The 16,685-nt window shown below is 38.1% G+C and carries 14 protein-coding genes; 1 reads left to right on the top strand and 13 read right to left on the bottom strand.

The features are described from left to right. Position 1 precedes the first annotated feature (1 nt). The 5 genes from LIV57_RS07395 to LIV57_RS07375 are packed head-to-tail and all read right to left on the bottom strand — an operon-like array spanning position 2 to position 8,436. Entirely contained in the window at positions 2–1,405 is a 1,404-nt protein-coding gene (locus LIV57_RS07395; protein WP_227942103.1) for an MATE family efflux transporter, read from the bottom strand. After that, entirely contained in the window at positions 1,402–3,213 is a 1,812-nt protein-coding gene (locus LIV57_RS07390; protein ID WP_227942102.1) for an IucA/IucC family protein, read from the bottom strand. The genes LIV57_RS07395 and LIV57_RS07390 overlap by 4 nt, the downstream gene beginning before the upstream one ends. 7 nt (positions 3,214–3,220) lie before the next feature. Next, a complete protein-coding gene (locus LIV57_RS07385) occupies positions 3,221–4,537 on the bottom strand; it encodes a lysine N(6)-hydroxylase/L-ornithine N(5)-oxygenase family protein (protein ID WP_227942101.1) in 1,317 nt (438 codons plus the stop codon). After that, positions 4,530–6,938: a GNAT family N-acetyltransferase gene (locus LIV57_RS07380; protein WP_227942100.1), complete on the bottom strand. Its 2,409-nt coding sequence runs from the start codon at positions 6,936–6,938 to the stop codon at positions 4,530–4,532. The genes LIV57_RS07385 and LIV57_RS07380 overlap by 8 nt, the downstream gene beginning before the upstream one ends. Then, positions 6,910–8,436, bottom strand: a complete 1,527-nt coding sequence (locus LIV57_RS07375) for a pyridoxal phosphate-dependent decarboxylase family protein (RefSeq protein WP_227942099.1) — start codon at positions 8,434–8,436, stop codon at positions 6,910–6,912. Before LIV57_RS07375 ends, LIV57_RS07380 begins: the two co-directional genes overlap by 29 nt. A gap of 216 nt (positions 8,437–8,652) precedes the next feature. Here LIV57_RS07375 and LIV57_RS07370 point away from each other — a divergent pair, with 216 nt between their 5' ends. Beyond that, positions 8,653–9,750: a TauD/TfdA family dioxygenase gene (locus tag LIV57_RS07370; RefSeq protein ID WP_227942098.1), complete on the top strand. Its 1,098-nt coding sequence runs from the start codon at positions 8,653–8,655 to the stop codon at positions 9,748–9,750. 293 nt (positions 9,751–10,043) lie between these two features. Here the strand turns inward: LIV57_RS07370 and LIV57_RS07365 are convergent, their stop codons facing one another. The 8 genes from LIV57_RS07365 to LIV57_RS07330 form a co-directional block, all read right to left on the bottom strand. Further along, a complete protein-coding gene (locus LIV57_RS07365; protein ID WP_227942097.1) occupies positions 10,044–10,856 on the bottom strand; it encodes an alpha/beta hydrolase in 813 nt (270 codons plus the stop codon). 168 nt (positions 10,857–11,024) lie between these two features. Further along, positions 11,025–12,002, bottom strand: coding sequence for a 3-oxoacyl-[acyl-carrier-protein] synthase III C-terminal domain-containing protein (locus tag LIV57_RS07360; protein WP_227942096.1), 978 nt, complete (start codon positions 12,000–12,002; stop codon positions 11,025–11,027). A 131-nt stretch (positions 12,003–12,133) separates the two neighbouring features. Beyond that, positions 12,134–12,721: a Crp/Fnr family transcriptional regulator gene (locus LIV57_RS07355; protein ID WP_227942095.1), complete on the bottom strand. Its 588-nt coding sequence runs from the start codon at positions 12,719–12,721 to the stop codon at positions 12,134–12,136. A 97-nt stretch (positions 12,722–12,818) separates the two neighbouring features. Next, entirely contained in the window at positions 12,819–13,340 is a 522-nt protein-coding gene (locus LIV57_RS07350; RefSeq protein ID WP_227942094.1) for a GNAT family N-acetyltransferase, read from the bottom strand. A gap of 17 nt (positions 13,341–13,357) precedes the next feature. Next, positions 13,358–13,939: a nucleosidase gene (locus LIV57_RS07345; RefSeq protein WP_227942093.1), complete on the bottom strand. Its 582-nt coding sequence runs from the start codon at positions 13,937–13,939 to the stop codon at positions 13,358–13,360. A 35-nt stretch (positions 13,940–13,974) separates the two neighbouring features. After that, complete coding sequence (locus tag LIV57_RS07340; protein ID WP_227942092.1) at positions 13,975–14,349, bottom strand: hypothetical protein; 375 nt, start codon at positions 14,347–14,349, stop codon at positions 13,975–13,977. Between the two features lie 107 nt (positions 14,350–14,456). After that, complete coding sequence (locus LIV57_RS07335) at positions 14,457–15,158, bottom strand: DsbA family oxidoreductase (RefSeq protein WP_227942091.1); 702 nt, start codon at positions 15,156–15,158, stop codon at positions 14,457–14,459. Positions 15,159–15,363: 205 nt separating this feature from the next. Continuing rightward, positions 15,364–16,560 carry an MFS transporter gene (locus tag LIV57_RS07330; protein WP_227942090.1) on the bottom strand — a complete coding sequence of 399 codons (1,197 nt, stop codon included), beginning with the start codon at positions 16,558–16,560 and terminating at the stop codon, positions 15,364–15,366. Positions 16,561–16,685 lie beyond the last annotated feature (125 nt).

Here is a 16,685-nt window from a genome sequence, read left to right as displayed (position 1 = left end):
TTTAAATTTTTATAGTTTTCCATTTTCCATTTCTAAAAATTATCAGGAATAACACTGCTAAGACAATTTCCGAAGAAACGATAGCGGTAAATATTCCTGTCAGTTCCCAATGAAGCTTTACCCCCAAGAGATAAGCCATAGGAAGCTGAATCACATAAAACATGACGATATAAAGCAGGGTAACCTGCATGATGTTTCCGGCTGCATTCAATGCACGGCTGATTACCATGGTAAATCCTAACAGCAGATAAGCCATAGATACCACATGGATGTATTGAACTGCATATCTTGCGACTTCCGTTTCTGTAGTGAAAAATTTCACCACATATTCCGCTGCAACCTGCCAGAATAAGGCTACAAGTACCAGATATGTCATGTTAATAGTTCCGGCTCTCCATACTGTTTTTTCAGCACGTTCCGGCTCTCCGGCACCTAAGTTCTGTCCTGTAAGCACTCCTGCTGCGTTTCCTATTCCCCAGGCAGGCATCGTAGCTACGGAAGCAATACGCTGGGCAATAATGTATCCTGCAAGAGCGGTTGTTCCGAAAGTGGAGATGATCTTCACCATAATCAGCCAGCTGGATGTTGGAATGATATACTGAACCAATCCTCCAAAGGCGAGTTTCAGAATCTTCTGCAACAATGGAATATCAAGCTGAAAAGGAACTCTGATGCTGATACTGGTTTTTCCTGTGGCGAATATGAACGCCTGGTATAAAACTCCTAATGTTCTCGATAAAACTGTAGCATATGCCAATCCCATCAATCCAAAAGCAGGAATAAATCCTAATCCGAAAACAAGGATTACCGCAAAGATGATATTGGAAATATGACAGATCCAAAGTGATTTCATGGCAATATCTGCATCACCGGCACCTCTGAAGAGGCCATTCACAGACAAGCGGAGAATCACCAGTCCGATGCTCAGGAAGACCAGTCTCGAGAAAGAAACTCCTTCGGTTACCGTACTGGCATTGATTCCCAGAAAATCAACAATTTCAGGGGAAAAATAACAGGAAATACCACCAATAAGCAGGGCAAAAAACAGGGCAAGCAGGATAATATACTGAGCCGTTCTGCCCATTCCTTCCCTATCCTTTTCACCGGCTCTTCTTGCAATAAGTGTTGCTGCTGCGATACCAAGGCCTACTGCGATAGCATAAGCAAAATTGATATAGTTATCTGTGATCCCTACAAGACCCAGAACTTTATCTCCTAATCTGGCAATAATCAACAGGTTGACGCTTACAAAGACAGACTCCATTACAAGCTCCATCACCATAGGAATGGCAAGGCTAAAGATGGAACGGTTGATGCTTCCGGAAGTCAGCTCGACTTTTTTCCCGGCGACAGCCCCATAGGCAAAAACCGCTCCTTCTTTTAAGATATGAAGGAATTTCCTCATACTGCTGCTACTGGATTTCTATTGGCAATCTGATACAGCGGGTTGGGCAGTGCTCCGTCTTTTCTCGGAATGGCAAATGCTTTATTTTCACTGTAACCGTTATTTTTCAGACGCAGACTGTTGATATAGAATCTTTTGAATGCCGGAACATACAGGTCATACTTTTCGTATCGTTCCTGAAGGTGGGTATTCTCAGCTTTATAGTTTTCTACACAGTTGTGAACCAATTCCCAGAATTTTTCTTCTTTAAAACCGGAATACGTATGCAAAGCATTCGACAGATATCTGAAGAAGGCATCAAAAACTCCAAGCAAAATAAATAGCGGAATATTTTCTTTGTTGGAAGACTGGATCAAACCATCTGCAAGGTGTGCAGGAAGTTTTTCTCTGGCCTCTGTAGTAAGTACAATATCATCCACAAAGTCTTTGATGACAATTCTCTTCGGAACTCCGTTTTTCAAAACCACCATAATGTTTTCACCGTGTGGTGTTACACATAATGAATGCGTGTAATAGATATGTAGCAAAGGCGTAAGATAGGCATCAAGGTAGCTTTCAATCCATTCTTTGATACTCACTCCTGCTTTTTCTGCAAATGCCTGAACCAATGGAACTCCACTTTCATCTACGTACAGTAAAGAAGCCATCGTCACCATTTGTTCATCCTCTTTCAGATAGTTTTCAGCACTTTCTCTCCATAATGCTCCGAGGAATTCATTATACTGATAAGGAACGCTGGCAATAGCTCCGTATTGAGGGTGCAGATAAGTAATAGCAGCTTCTTCTCCCAGGAAAATCGTTTCTTTATTTTCCAGATAGGCGTCATCTTTTATTAAACCTTTTACCCAATCTGTAATGGCAGGAGCAATTTTCATCTGTTTAGGCGATAATCCTCTGATATTTCCCGTGCTCAGAATAGAAACAGCTGTTTTCAGATATCTTTTCTTCGGATGATCTACATTGAATAAAGTACGGATACTCTGCTGCGGACTGTACGTATCACTACCCTCACCCAATTGGATTAAAAGTCCGGAAGCAATATCCCCGGAAAAATGAATCTGAAGCTTATGCTCCCACTGCCATGGATGTACAGGAATAAAATGATAATCTTCAACAATTTTCCCTTCACTGATCAGTTGTTGCTGAAAATCATTATACAACAGGTCTCCTATTTCGGAACGATAAAACTGCTCTCTGTCAATATGTTCCAGAGACTGGAATGAAGATCTGCTTTTATGGGAAGCCAGCCAGATTACCTTTAAATTCTTATCTGCTTCAGGGGCAAATGTTTTCAGGTCTCTTGGAGAAAAACCCAATCGGCTTTTGTTCACGATTACCCAAGGATGTCCGGTCATATTGTGCTCTACCGTCTGATAATCCGCATCAGCAAGGTCTTTTGAAGACATTACTCCTTTGGATAAAATTAAAGCATCACAATACAGCGTATGCAGTAATTCTTCCGTATATCTTGCAATAGTATAAGGATCTAAATCAAAAACAGACTGCATTTCCAGGAAGAAAGCCGCCACATCTACTAAAGATAAATCTTCACCGTTTTCTATTTTTGTAATGCTGTTTTTATCGATGTGCCAATAATCCATCATTCTTTCCTGCCCGCGGAAGCTGTATGAAATATTTTCAAATCCTGTTTCGAGCGTGAAAACTGTATATCCGTCCTGATCTTCAAAGGTTACGACAGGTTTCAGAAGCTCTTCGTGCATCAGTTCTGCGATGGTTTTGGCCATTAGATTTCTGTTGGCCTGATTCCAGTTTTCCTGGCTTACTGTATTTTTTAAGTTGGTGTTCATTTTTTGATTAAATTTTGGCAGTTGGTAAATCAGCATATTTTTCAACATCGAAATCCTGGAAAGCAATTTTCTTTTCAATTTTATAATGCTCTCTTCCCAGAATATCATTGATGATGTAGGAATTACGGTACGCAGCCATTCCAAGATCTGTAGAAATATAGCTGTGGGTATGTACTTCAGCGTGGAGAACATAGATTTCTCCTCCGTTGTGATCTATTGAATAATTTCTGTTGACATCAAACAATCCGCTGGAATCTCTCTTTATTCTATCCTGAATATTCTTTAAGAATGCAGGTTCATGATAACGGTATCCTGTTCCCAGAATCAGATAATCAGCTTCCTGATCATAAGGAACTTCCTGTTCCAGTTGGGTAAACTCAAGATTGATGAAATCCGGATTGCTGTTGTCTACTCTGTTCAGCTGGCTGTTAGGAATAATTGTAAGATTAGGATCCGCATTATCGATATTCAGATCATAAATAAAATCGTAGATATCATTGATCAGATCGTAATTGATTCCTTTAAACTGAGCTTGCTGCTTGCTTAAAATGGTTTTCCTTGCAGATTCACTTCTGTTGTAGAAATAGTCTACATAATCTGGTGAAGTAAGCTCCAGTGTCAGTTTAGAATATTCCATAGGGAAAAACCTGTCGGGACGGGAATACCAGCCAAGATGTGTTTCTTCATTTCTGTTCTGAAGAAGATCATAAAATACTTCTGCAGCACTCTGCCCTGAACCAATAATCGCAATCTTTTTTCCCTGAGATAATAATTCCTCTTTTCTGTACAGATAAGAGCTCGTATGAATAATTCTGGAATCATCTTTCGGAATGAAAGAAGGAATATGAGGCTGTGTTCCTGTTCCCAAAATCAGTCTTTCCGTTTTGAAAATCGTAGTTTCTTTGGTTTTGGTGTGAATCGTAGTCACATGATATAAACCGTCTTCATACGTAATATCCACTACCTGAGTAGAAAAACGGCATTGTGGAAGCTGTTCGATGACCCATTGGCAGTAACGGTTATATTCTTTTCTCGGAATAAAAAAATCTTCTCTGATAAAAAATTTATACAGTCTTCCGGTTTCTTTCAGATAATTCAAAAGGCTTAAAGGATTCGTTGGATCGGCCATGGATACGCAGTCGCATAAAAATGGAGTCTGCAGGGTTACATGGTCGATCATTAGTCCCGGATGCCAGTCGAAACCATCTCTCTGGTCCAGGAAAAGGGTTTTCAGTTCCGGAATCGGATTGGATAATGCGGCAAGCCCCAGATTGAAAGGGCCTATACCGATGCCTATTACATTGTATACGGCTTCGTTAGTCATTTTTTGTGATGTTTGTGGTGATTTGTACCTCTTTATTCTGTGGGAATTTTTCCCAGTACCATTCTCTGTAACAGAAGTTCAGATTGGCTTTTTTATGAGGCATTTCAATTACTTTTTCTACTTTGAAGCCTACGTGGGCTTTGTTCATCATAGAAGCAAGCGAGTCTACAGATCCTTCGCCTACCATTTTTCCTACCTGTGGCTGTGCAAAAACATAATCAACCATAGATTGGGTGGATGGAGAGACGAATTTTTTCTTTGGATCAGTCGGTGCAATAAACTGGTGCGTTCCGTAATCTGTTGGCAATACTTCGTAATAATCGCCTACGATATCTCTGCAAGCCCAATACACCTCTATATTGCAGGAAGGCTCATCGTTTCCTGCGATGATGTAACTGTGGGCTTCATCACTTGGAAGCATCAGTCTGTAATAGGTTTCCAGCTCATCAATAGGCCAGTTCATCTGCCAGATTTTTACGGCATGTTCACGGTTGAACCATTCATGAAGCATTTCAAGGTCATTTTCAAGATCTATAGGACGCATACTCATAGTAACATCCTCTTTCTGGAAATACCTTTTGAAGAAAACCTCTGTTCCCTGCGGATTGATTAACTGATCCGAAAAGAAATGTTTGTGAAGAAGGTTCGGAACTTTAGCATAAGAAATTGAAGAAGCATTTACACCGCCGTCTACATCAGCAACTGCCGACTGAAGATTTGATTTTACGGCCCAATATCTTTGATTCAAAGCATAATCCGTTAAAGATGAAGGTTCACTGTCATGAAGATTTTCAAATTCCCTGTACAGAATATGGATTAATCTTCTTTCTTTCACCAATCCTGTTTTACCTATTGAAGCGATCAGAGCACTTAGATTGCTTACGAGAAGATGGTGAGAAATAATATCCAGAAGACGCTCATCCCTGATGAAAAGGTCTTCCACTTCAGGATAATCTTTGATCAAAGATTCATATTGTCCTTTGAAACTTTCTTTGATTAAATAACCTTGTCCATCTCTCACATAAATAGATTGAGGAAGCAATTGATTATCCAATTGTACAAGCAGATTCTGCTGATGAACTTCAGGAGCCATGCCTAATTGATTGTACAATCTGTTCAAAGGAGAAAGCAATAGGTTTACATACTTTTCAAACCAGATTATAGCTGCTTTTTCTGCATCTACACCCAGGTGATTGGCAACATTTTTAAAGAAGTGCGTCGTAAAATTGAAACCATCTTTAGATTCATCCTGGCAAAGCCTTGCCAATAGAATCACTTTATCTTCATTGGAAAAAGGATTTTCACGGAGCAGAATATTCAGGCTGTCCATATTATTCCCTTCATAATGAACGCTTAATGTGGAAGGCTCCAGCAATAGTTTAAAATTCGGAAAGTCATTTTCAAATGAGGCTTTTTCCTGCTGCCACCAGATAGCGGAAGCATATCCTCTGTTGAGATCTTTTAAGCTGTTTGTTCGCACAGAACCAGTCATTAAAACATGCAGAGAGAATTTTAACATCCAGCTGAAATCAGGATTGTATACCGTTCTTATGGAGGATGTTGCATAAAAATCCTCACCTAATGGTCCGATGTGAATGATTTTCCCGGAACCCAGCATTTCAGGGTATTCTGCTGTTGATAAAAGATATTGTGCCTCCCATGGATGGCATGGAACGATGTAAAAGTCATTGATGTTTTCAAAATCGTAGCTTTCCGGTAAAGAAGTCCATTTTTCGAAGATTTCTTTGGCCGAGATTCCCGGAAGAGATTTTTCCGTGATGCAGTCTTTATGGATCAGGAAATAATCCAACTGAAATCCTTTCCCGAATTCTGGACCGTATAAAAGCTGTTCTTCCTCAGAGAATCCCATTCTTGATTTGGTGAAAGGATGCAGATTGTGGCCTGCAGGAAGCATTTGCTCAGATTCAAGAAAAGAATAGGTCAACAACTGATCGTCCTGAAGACAGGCTTCTGTCGTCAGTTTCAGATTTCTTAGACTGCTTTGAATTCTTTCTACAAAGTTTCTGAAACCCGTTTCATTGGTAGTCTCAGATAGTTCTCTGTAAACCAGTTCAGTAAGTTTTTGATCATTCACTTCAAAAACTTCCTGATTTTGATGATCAACCGCCCACAAAACAGGTCCGTATTCATGAAAAAGAGTTTCTGAACGATAGGAAACCGGAGCAAATAAAAACAGTCCACTTTTCTTCATTTCAAATCTCATAAACAATGAATAATCGCTGTTTTGAAGAGCTTTTGCCGTAAGAAGATCATATTTCGGAACGCCCTGATAGAATTTTCCGTTTCCCAGTTCTCTCAGCATTCCGTTCAACAGAATCCTGAAAGTAATTTCCCGGGCTTTTTCTCCTGTTCTATTTTTCTGAATTAAAGTCTTTTCCATGATTTTTGATTGTGGTGAGAATTTGATGAATGTCCTCCGTAGTCGTAATCGGGTTCAGGAAGGTAAACTTCAGATAGAAGTTCCCATCCACTTTTGTACTGGCTACAAGGATTTCTCCGCTATAGAACAATTTCATCTTGATGTATTGATTCAAGGCATTCAGATCACTGATTTCCGGATTTACATACCTGAAAACAAGAACACTCAAGTCGGAATCTGAAAGGAGTTCAAAATCAGCATCTTCAGAGATCATCGCTGCAGCATCTTTGGTAAGATCGATCACGGTATCTGTATATTCTGCCAATTGTTCTTTCCCCATCATTCTTAGGGTAAACCAAAGTTTTAACGCATCAAATCTTCGGGTACTTTGCGTAATGGATTTATTGATCTGTGCAGGAATTTCTTCTTCGTCCATTTCCTTAGGATTCAGATAATCTGCATGGTGTTTAAGAATCAACAGTTCTTTTTTGTTTTTCACAATAAAAGCACTGCTGCTGATCGGCTGGAAGAATGATTTGTGGTAATCAATCGTTACAGAGTCGGCTCTTTCAATGCCATTGATAAGATCACGGTATTTTTCGCTTAATAATAAAGCACAACCGTAAGCGGCATCTACATGCATCCAGATGTTATAATGTTCTGCAATATTGGCGATATCATCCAGTGGATCAATGTTTCCAAAGTCTGTCGTTCCGGCTGTCGCTACGATTCCGATAGGAATATTTCCTAGCTGCTCTTCCCTCTTAATGTATTTTTTTAAAAGAGAAATATCCATACGGAAACGTTCATCGGTCGGAACTTTAACAATACTTTTCTCACCCAATCCCATAATGGAAGCATTTTTCAGATTGCTGAAGTGAGATTTATCGGAAACAAATATCCTGAAACGGCTTGCCTCCGCTGGCAGACCATCCATTTTAATATTGTGGTTATATCTTTTCTGAGAAAAACAGTCACGCATCATCACCAATCCCATTAGGTTGCTCTGTGATCCTCCTGCGGTGAAAACGCCATCGCTTTCATTGGTATTGTATCCAATCTGACCCGCAGTCCAGTCGATCAGCTTTCTTTCCATAAATGTTCCTCCCGCGCTCTGATCATAAGTATCCTGAGAAGAATTGATGGCACTTACAAGGATTTCTCCTGCCAATGCCGGAATGACTACAGGGCAGTTAAGATGCGCTACATATTGTGGAAGGTGAAAAGCGGTGGCATGTTTCACATAGATTTCATCTACTTCAGCCAGCAGTTCATTATAGTTGGAAAGTTTTTGATTAAGATCAATCTGTTGTACCATTCCTTTCATTGTTTTGGCTTCTATACCACTGAAAGGCTTGTTGTTCCTGTAAAGAAATTCCTGAACCAGGTCTAAAGTACTGCTGACAGCATTACGATAATGATCATAATTGTCAGGATGAAAAATATTCCCAAAATTCCCCGAAATGCGAGGTGAAGCAGCAGTTGAAGACTCTTCGAGGGATATTAAATTGTTGTTCATAAATGTTTTGTAATGTGATTTTTTAAATCTTTAAGTTGTTGTGGTTTTTTCGATATATGATTATATATATCTGATAGTCAGGTTTTTAAATTTTGCATTTTTTATTATATTTTATTTGGTGATTACATAATTATTACTAAATTTGACTCGGCTATTGTTATTTAGAATAATTAAAAACAAAGATAAAAATTATTACTTAACACCAAATTTTTTTTAATGAATTCTACAGAAATTTTAGATAAAGACTGTTTAACAGCTGTAAAACTGCTTCCTACGGTCATAGAAGTCACCTCTCAGGAAAGAAGAATGATAAAAGATGCAGCTTTGCATCTTCAGAAAAAGTATGACACTTATGAAAACCGTGATTTTATAAAACATGTACATCAGCTGGCGTCTTATTTTTTACCAGAGAGAATTTTAAATATAGCGGCTGATTTTGCGAGTGACTTTTCAAAAAATCAATATGGTGCACTGATCTTTACCGGACTCATGGATATCGATCAGGAGAATATAGGCTCTACTCCTCCCAACTGGCAGGCGGCCGATTATTCAAAATTTAATTTATATGGCTTTGCATGTGCCCTTATCCATGGCGCACTTCCATCAAAACCGGTACAATATTATTCACAGCGTAAAGGCGGCGGACTGATCCATGCCATCATTCCTGATGAAAAAATGAAGGAAACGCAAACCGGATCAGGATCTTCTACAGATTTATACGTCCATACGGAAGACGCTTTTCTGAAACATCAGGCTGATTTTTTAAGCTTTATGTATGTGAGAAACGAAGAGCAGGTTCCTTCAACGCTATATTCCATCCGTTCTCATGAGTCTATCGGGGAAAAGTACAGAGCTCTTTTTGATCCTATTTATAAAATTCCGAAAGACGCCAACCTGGAAACGGGAAACAGTGAAGAAGAAACCCTGGATTCTGTATTGTATGGCAATTACAGCCTTCCTTTCATGAGATTCGATGCTGCTGAACAGCTTTTCAATTCCAGCATCAGACAGTCTGATGAAGCGCAGCATACACTGCATGAATTCTGGGAAGAAGCCCGACATTTGATTTATTCAGGATTTACGCCTCAGGCAGGAGATGTTATTCTGGTAAATAATCACTTATGTGCCCATGGAAGATCGGCCTTCCGTGCGGGAATAAGAAATATTGACGGTGTAGAACAGCCATGTGAAAGAAGGATCATGCTTCGTATGATGAGCAAAGTAAGTCTTATCGATATGAGAGCACACACCCTTACGGAAGATCCGTTCTTTGTGATAGAGGAGCATTTGGGGAAAAACTTTCAACATTTTTAATAGAATGCCTGGTTAGTTGGCATTTTTGAACATCAATCAATCGAAAACCTTTTTGGGCATTGCTCAAAAAGGTTTTTTATAAATTTTAAAACTTTACAAACCACAAAAGTCACAAAAGCTTATATATTAATACATTTTAGTTCAATGAAGCAAGTTTAAAATGATGCTGCAAAAAAAGTTCACACTAAGTTGAAAATCAAAGATTTTAGCAAAACTTATGCGTACTTATTCCGCATAAAAATTTGCTCTAAAAATTTATTTGGTTAAAAACTTTGTGTCTTTTGTGGAGTAATTTACTGTTTAAAAAATCTGTCAAACAAAGACAACTGTTCAGATAATGATCTGCTCCAGTATTCCGGAACGTGCCCGCCTAAAGATTCTGTGTAGAGATGCTGGATCTTCATTTCAGTCAGCTTTCTATGAAAATTCCGGTTCATAGTAATCATTTGAGTGTCTTCTGTACCACAGTCGAAAATATATTGCTGATCTGCTCCTGCCATCAGTTTTATTTTGCTGTCGGTAAGGAAACTGGGATTGATGGATTCGAGTGGTCCTAAGACTTTATTCACCATATATTTCTGATATCCTTCCCCGAACGAGTTGAAGTCCAGTGCTCCACATGAACTTCCAACGATTCCAAATGTCTTGTTGTACGTAACCCCGATGTTGGTAGCTCCATAGCCTCCCATACTCCATCCTAAAATCCCGCGGAATTTTTTCTCAGCTTTCACAGGATAGTTTTTATCAATGAATTCTACCAGCTCTTTTCCAATAAAGGTCTGATACTGGGAATCCTTAACAATCGGGCTGTCTACATACCATGAACTGTAGTTTCCATCCGGAAGGACATAAATGGTTTTAAATTGCTGAGCTTTTTTAACCAGATCGGGAATATCCTGCTTGATAATCCTGTCCGGATTACCGCTGAAGCCGTGAAGAATATAAACGGACGGATATCTGGTATTAGGTTGTAAATTGGGAGTGATGATCACTGTTTTGATTTTTTTATTCATTTTCGGACTGAAAATTTCCTGATGAATAATTTTTTGGGCTGATAACTGTACAAGTGCTGTCAGTACAACTACAATGTTGATAAGCTTCTTCATGCTGAAAAAAATTTTAATTAATGATAATCACTGGTATTGTATTTTTTAAAACATATTGTGTACCAATGCATCTTTGACAGAGCAAAATTGTAGCATAAAAAAGAGAAAAGCCTCAACCTATGTTGAAGCTTTTGTTAATTCTTTTCATAAAATTAGATCAGTCAATGATTAATATTTCCAAAGCATTAATCCTGCCTGATAGCCTGTTCCCAGTGTCCATATAAGAATATAATCTCCTTTTTTCAATGATTTTACTTCTTTTTGATATTGGTCTAAAGCTAAAAATGGACTGGATGCTCCGGTATACCCAAGCTCTTTAGAGTAAAAAGGAATTTTTTCCTCCGGCAACTGAAAGTAATCGCGGATAATATTGATATTCTTGATAGAAAACTGTGAAAATAAAAACAAGTCAATCTGCTTCAGACTTATCTGATTGCGCTTTAAGAACAGAGGGATATTTTCCAGTGCAAAATTGACACTTCCCATTCCGTCGAAAATACGATCCCAGGTTGTCAGATCGCCATGATGATGACCTGAACTTCCTTTAGGTGGGTAGAGCACGGTATTACAAAAGCTGCTGTCTGTATGATATAATACATCTATTAACCCTGACGTGTCGTCTCCATCATTTTCTACGATGAAGGCAAAAGCAGAATCTGAAAAACCAAAAGCTGTCGTAGGATTAGCAGGATCTAATATCCCCGAAAATTTTTCGGCACAAACTACCAAAGCTTTTGTTCCGGACCGCGTTCCTTTTAAATATTTTGATACCTGATCCAGCGCTATAAATGCTCCAATACAGTTGGCATTAATATCATAACATAAGGTATCCGGTTTTCCCTCTAATGCATGATGGATCTGGATGGCATCACAGGGAATATGATGTTCAGGAGAGCTGCTTACAAAAATAATAATATCTATATCGAGAATAGAAATATTACTTTCATTAAGAACCCCTCTTGCAGCTTCAATTCCCATAGAAAGTGTTGTTTCAAAAGAATTCTGCGGAACAATAAAACGTTCTGCCCTGCCTAAGGCATTCTGGATTTTTTGCATTGAAATTTCCTGGTTTTCAAAATGTTCAATAACAGCTGTATTATTTTCTACAAAATCAGGATGATAGAAATACGTGTGATGTAACTTCATGTCTGGTTAATATTTAAATTATATCTCTTATTTGTGATATAATGTAAATTTAACATAATAACAGGATATATCCCAGAAACATGAAATAAATCACTTTATGGGTGATTATTAAAAATGGATGGTAAATTTAATCAGTGCTTATCTCCGCTAATTTCCTTTTTGATCCGGCTAAGCTGTGTAGGTGTTATGCCCAGATAAGAAGCGATGTGATGCTGTTTCAATCGGTTGTAAAGAGATGCATTATCAAGCAATTGCAAATATCTTTTTTTTGCTGTTTCATACTTCAGAGAGACTTCCAAAGGTTCTTTTTTTACCACCCAGTTTTTTTCCAGATAATGCAGGTGAAAAAGAGCCAGATCATGGTGTTTTTCCAGCAGCTCACGGTAAGCTTTTGCGGGGTATTGTATTACTGAGCAGTCTTCCAGTGCAATCATATTGAAATCGCTGGGTTCGTTTTTAATAATGGCTGCTGTAGAGGCTATGAAGCTGTTTTCTTCAAAGAAAATTTTATAGATATTATTTCCCTGTTCATCTACTGTATAATATCCTATTATTCCCGACTTTAGAAAGTAATAATATCTCGCCATAGAACCGGATTCCAGCAGAAGATCATTTTTGCGGTAATATTCTTCTGTACAGATATCCAGTAAATCTTTAATCGTTTCCTCAGATAAAGGATAATAGTGATTAATATGTTTTACAAATTCTGAATGCTTCATTTTGGTATTTGGAAAGTATAAAGGATTGTATTGCATAATCATCTGTGAAACCCTGCGTAATCAGTGGTTACATACAATCTTCCTATTTTGAAGAAAATTATTCCAATACTTTTTTCATCATCAGATCCGTCTGTTCTTCTTCCCCAAGCCTGAAAATATGCTTATCAAACTCAACGAATCCGTTTTTTCTGTAAAATTGTAAAGCTCTCAGGTTTTTTTCCCAAACCCCAAGCCACAAATAAGATTTCTTAAGTTGCTCAGCTGTTTCCAAAGCCTTGTTATAAAGAAGCTGGCCCACTTTTTTACCGTGATGGCTTTTCTTTACATAGATTCTTTCAATTTCAAGGGCGGTATCATCCTGAAGTTCGGTCTGTGCCTTTCCGGAATTGACTTTCAGGTAACCAACCGGATTGTCTTCTTCCCAGGCAATATAGAAAAATGAATCAGGATTATTCAACTCTGACTTTATTTTTTCCGTATTAAAGCTTTCTTCCAGATACTTTTTCATAGCCTCTTCCGTATTATTTTCTGCAAAAGTTTCGGAAAACGTCTGTCTTCCTAAATTTTGTACAATTTCTACATCTTCGGCGGAGGCTTTATTAATGATAATTGAACTCATAATGATAAGAATAAATGTTATGAAAAAAGAATTTTCTTAAATGCTTCGGAAGCCAGATGTACCTGTACACTCCAGTCATCAGCAGCATCACTTCCTGCATCGTCAGAAATATATTTCAGGCATAAAAACGGAATGTTTTCTTTTTGGGCAATCAATGCCAGCGGATAGGCTTCCATGTCTACAATATTGTAATCTGTTTCGGAGTGGTTCATTTCAAAACTATCACCGCTACCACAGATTCCTTCTTTCAAAGTATCCATTTTAAGACCATATTCCAGTACAGGTGGTACTCCTGATAATGGAGTTTCATATAGTTTAAAACCAAGCCCTCTTACATCCATGTCACGTTGAATAAATTTTGTACAGCATACGACTTCTCCTTTGTGAAATCCTTTGCTTCCGGCAGAACCTAAATTTACGATCAGCTTAGGTTTTCTTGTGTGAATTTCTTTGGTTAATTCAATCGCCGCATTTACTTTTCCGATACCGGTAATCAATTTGTTTTTATCGTCGAAAACAGTTCCTGCTTCGGAATCTAATGCAAAAACAAAAAGGGTATCATCAATTGAGTAATGGGTGTTGTTGTTAATTTTTATCATTGAGAAATCAGATTTATACAGCTATTGACACTGTATTACAAAGATACAACAGGTTTTCCTTTTTTTGCATTAAGAACGATAAATATTAAATAACATACAATAAACAGAAACAAAGGAATCTTGAATGCAAAATAATTAAACTTTTCTATAGGAGTTTGCATTATCCTGCTCATAATTGGTGAAAGCATCATCATAAAACTTAAGATTGTTATGGGTACTTTATTTTTCCATCTTGTAACATTAAGTATAGCACCTAAAAGCCCTAATACAGCAAAAATTTGCTCTATATTCCAGAAATCAAAAGCAGTAAATAGAAGCCAAAAAATAAATGGTAATCCTATCATTTGTCCCATTAAAATAATGAACAGGTAAGAAATAATTGAGGCATATCTAAAAATGTTAATGTTCATTTTCTTAAATCTTAAAGGATTTCATTGAAGTTTTTCAAATATATAAATATTCAATTATATACCTAATTAAAAACCCCAAAATAGTTTTATTTTGGGGTTCTGATATCTTAAATACTGCATCCGTCTGCATCACAGGAAGCTCCGTTCTCACCGGAAAGATCCTTAAACGGGCTCACCGTCTCTTTATAAGTCTGCTGGAGTGCATTTTCAAATACTTCTGCAGGCTGAGCTCCGGAAACAGCATATTTACCGTTCAGAACAAAGAAAGGAACTCCGGAAATGCCATTGTTTCTTGCCTCCTGAATATCCTGGTTGACTTCATAATCCAGTTGATCTGTTGTAATAGCCTGCAGTGCTTCTTCTCTGTCAATCCCTAAGTTTTCAGCAAGAGCTGTCAAAACTTCAGTATCTCCTACATTTTTGCCCTCAATAAAATGAGCGATAAATAATGCCTCTTCCATTTCATTGGATTTGTTATGCTTTTTAGCCAGATGAAGCAATTTATGAGCACTGAATGTATTGGTGATCAATGTTTTTCCGAAGTTGAAATCAATTCCGGCTCCTTTTCCCATTTGGGTAACCTGTCCCAGCATTTGAGTAGCCTGAGCTTCGGCAACTCCTTTTTTCTCTCTGAAATATTGAATGGTATCCTGAGTTTCTTTCGGATCTAAAGTTGGATCCAGCTGAAAACTCTTCCACTCTACTTCTACTTCATCTTTAAAAGGAAGCTTATTCAAAGCCTGTTCAAAATTATTTTTTCCGATATAGCAAAACGGACACATTACGTCCGACCAGATTTCTATTTTCATTGTATTTAATTTTAAATCAAATTAATAGTACAAAGATAGGGTATTTTATTTAATGTAACAAAAATTATTACAGTTTAATCCTGACAGGTGGAAGAACCTGGCTAGGTTCTACAGATCCGGAAATTGAATAAACCTGAAAATAGAAGAAGCGGGATTTTATCAAAGATAAAATCCCGCTTCTTAAACGAATCACAAATATAAAAAATTACATTTCTGCGTTTGTTTTATTGACTTTTTTTGAAAACAAAATATGGGCAATCAAAGCCAGTACTCCAAATACAGTTCCTACAAGACATACGCCGGTCCATTGAGCCTTTTGCCAGGCAATAGAAGCCAACCATGTTCCCAGTGATCCTCCAATGAAGTAAGAAACCATATACACTGTATTCAGTCTGTTGACTGCATTTGATCTGATAAGGAAATAGTTGGTCTGGTTCATAATATGGCTTGACTGTACTCCCAGATCTACAAGAATTACTCCTACAATCAGTCCCCAATAAGTTTCACCTGCAAAATAGGTAAAGCCCCAGCTTCCGATGACAATCAGTAAAGAATACAAGATAATTCTGTTAATATCCAGATACTTTTGAAGTTTTCCCACCTTAGCAGCAGCTAAAGCTCCTACAGCCCCGGCCAATCCAAAGCTTCCCACGACAGAAGAACCTGCATTAAAAGGTGGTTTTTCCATATGAAAAACCAATGTGGTAAACAAAGCACACATAGAACCGAATGCCATTGCCCCACGGAATGATGCCAGCTGAAGAACAGGCTGTGTTCTTGCAAGATGAGCTACAGACTGCATCAGCTCTTTATAGCTACCTTTAAAATTGGGCGACATTTCCGGAAGCATTTTATAGACAGCTAACCAGACAATAATCATTAACCCTGCCGCAATTCCAAACATGGCTCTCCAGCCCCAGACTTCTCCTACAATTCCTCCCACAAAGCGGGACAGAAGAATCCCGAGTAATAATCCGGACATGACCAATCCGATGTTGGAGGATTTTTCTTTATCTGATGAAAGTTCCGCTGCAATAGGGACAAATAATTGTGGAATAACTGAAGTTGTCCCGATGAGTAAGCTGGCTGCATACAGCATCCATAATTCAGTAGCAAAAGTCATCCATAAAAGTGATCCGAAAACAAGAAACAAATCAATTAAAATGAGTTTCTTGCGGAAAAATTTGTCTCCCAACGGAACAATCAGCAAAAGCCCTAACGCATAACCGATCTGAGTCAGTACAGAAATTTTACCTGCTGCACTCTCAGAAACCTGCAATTCCTCTGAAATAAGGGCCAGTAAAGGCTGATTATAATAATTGTTCGCCACCACGAGTCCGGAAATAACGGCCATAAGCCAGATAACAGTCCGGGAAATACCATTGGAAGAATTCTCCTGCATTGCGTATAAAGTTTTTATTTGAATTGAAAGCAGTCTGAAAGCAGATAACGATGCATACTTTCAGATTTTTAAGAGATCAAAGATAATCATTAAAAAAGGAAATAATCTGCTCTTTTCTTTTACAT

Origin of the sequence: Chryseobacterium sp. X308 (genome assembly GCF_020733145.1) — a bacterium.
In the GTDB taxonomy this organism is placed as follows: Bacteria; Bacteroidota; Bacteroidia; order Flavobacteriales; family Weeksellaceae; genus Chryseobacterium; species Chryseobacterium cupriresistens.
The sequence above is the reverse complement of the archived record's forward strand: the minus strand, read 5'-3'. Positions and strand labels throughout refer to the sequence as shown.

Excerpts from the sequence above, each read along its gene's own strand:
- LIV57_RS07335 (WP_227942091.1), bottom strand. The coding sequence starts at position 15,158 with ATGAAAATAGAAATCTGGTCGGACGTAATGTGTCCGTTTTGCTATATC.
- LIV57_RS07375 (WP_227942099.1), bottom strand. The coding sequence starts at position 8,436 with ATGAACAACAATTTAATATCCCTCGAAGAGTCTTCAACTGCTGCTTCA.
- LIV57_RS07345 (WP_227942093.1), bottom strand. The coding sequence starts at position 13,939 with ATGATAAAAATTAACAACAACACCCATTACTCAATTGATGATACCCTT.
- LIV57_RS07380 (WP_227942100.1), bottom strand. The coding sequence starts at position 6,938 with ATGGAAAAGACTTTAATTCAGAAAAATAGAACAGGAGAAAAAGCCCGG.
- LIV57_RS07330 (WP_227942090.1), bottom strand. The coding sequence starts at position 16,560 with ATGCAGGAGAATTCTTCCAATGGTATTTCCCGGACTGTTATCTGGCTT.
- LIV57_RS07340 (WP_227942092.1), bottom strand. The coding sequence starts at position 14,349 with ATGAACATTAACATTTTTAGATATGCCTCAATTATTTCTTACCTGTTC.
- LIV57_RS07350 (WP_227942094.1), bottom strand. The coding sequence starts at position 13,340 with ATGAGTTCAATTATCATTAATAAAGCCTCCGCCGAAGATGTAGAAATT.
- LIV57_RS07360 (WP_227942096.1), bottom strand. The coding sequence starts at position 12,002 with ATGAAGTTACATCACACGTATTTCTATCATCCTGATTTTGTAGAAAAT.
- LIV57_RS07395 (WP_227942103.1), bottom strand. The coding sequence starts at position 1,405 with ATGAGGAAATTCCTTCATATCTTAAAAGAAGGAGCGGTTTTTGCCTAT.
- LIV57_RS07390 (WP_227942102.1), bottom strand. The coding sequence starts at position 3,213 with ATGAACACCAACTTAAAAAATACAGTAAGCCAGGAAAACTGGAATCAG.
- LIV57_RS07365 (WP_227942097.1), bottom strand. The coding sequence starts at position 10,856 with ATGAAGAAGCTTATCAACATTGTAGTTGTACTGACAGCACTTGTACAG.
- LIV57_RS07355 (WP_227942095.1), bottom strand. The coding sequence starts at position 12,721 with ATGAAGCATTCAGAATTTGTAAAACATATTAATCACTATTATCCTTTA.
- LIV57_RS07370 (WP_227942098.1), top strand. The coding sequence starts at position 8,653 with ATGAATTCTACAGAAATTTTAGATAAAGACTGTTTAACAGCTGTAAAA.
- LIV57_RS07385 (WP_227942101.1), bottom strand. The coding sequence starts at position 4,537 with ATGACTAACGAAGCCGTATACAATGTAATAGGCATCGGTATAGGCCCT.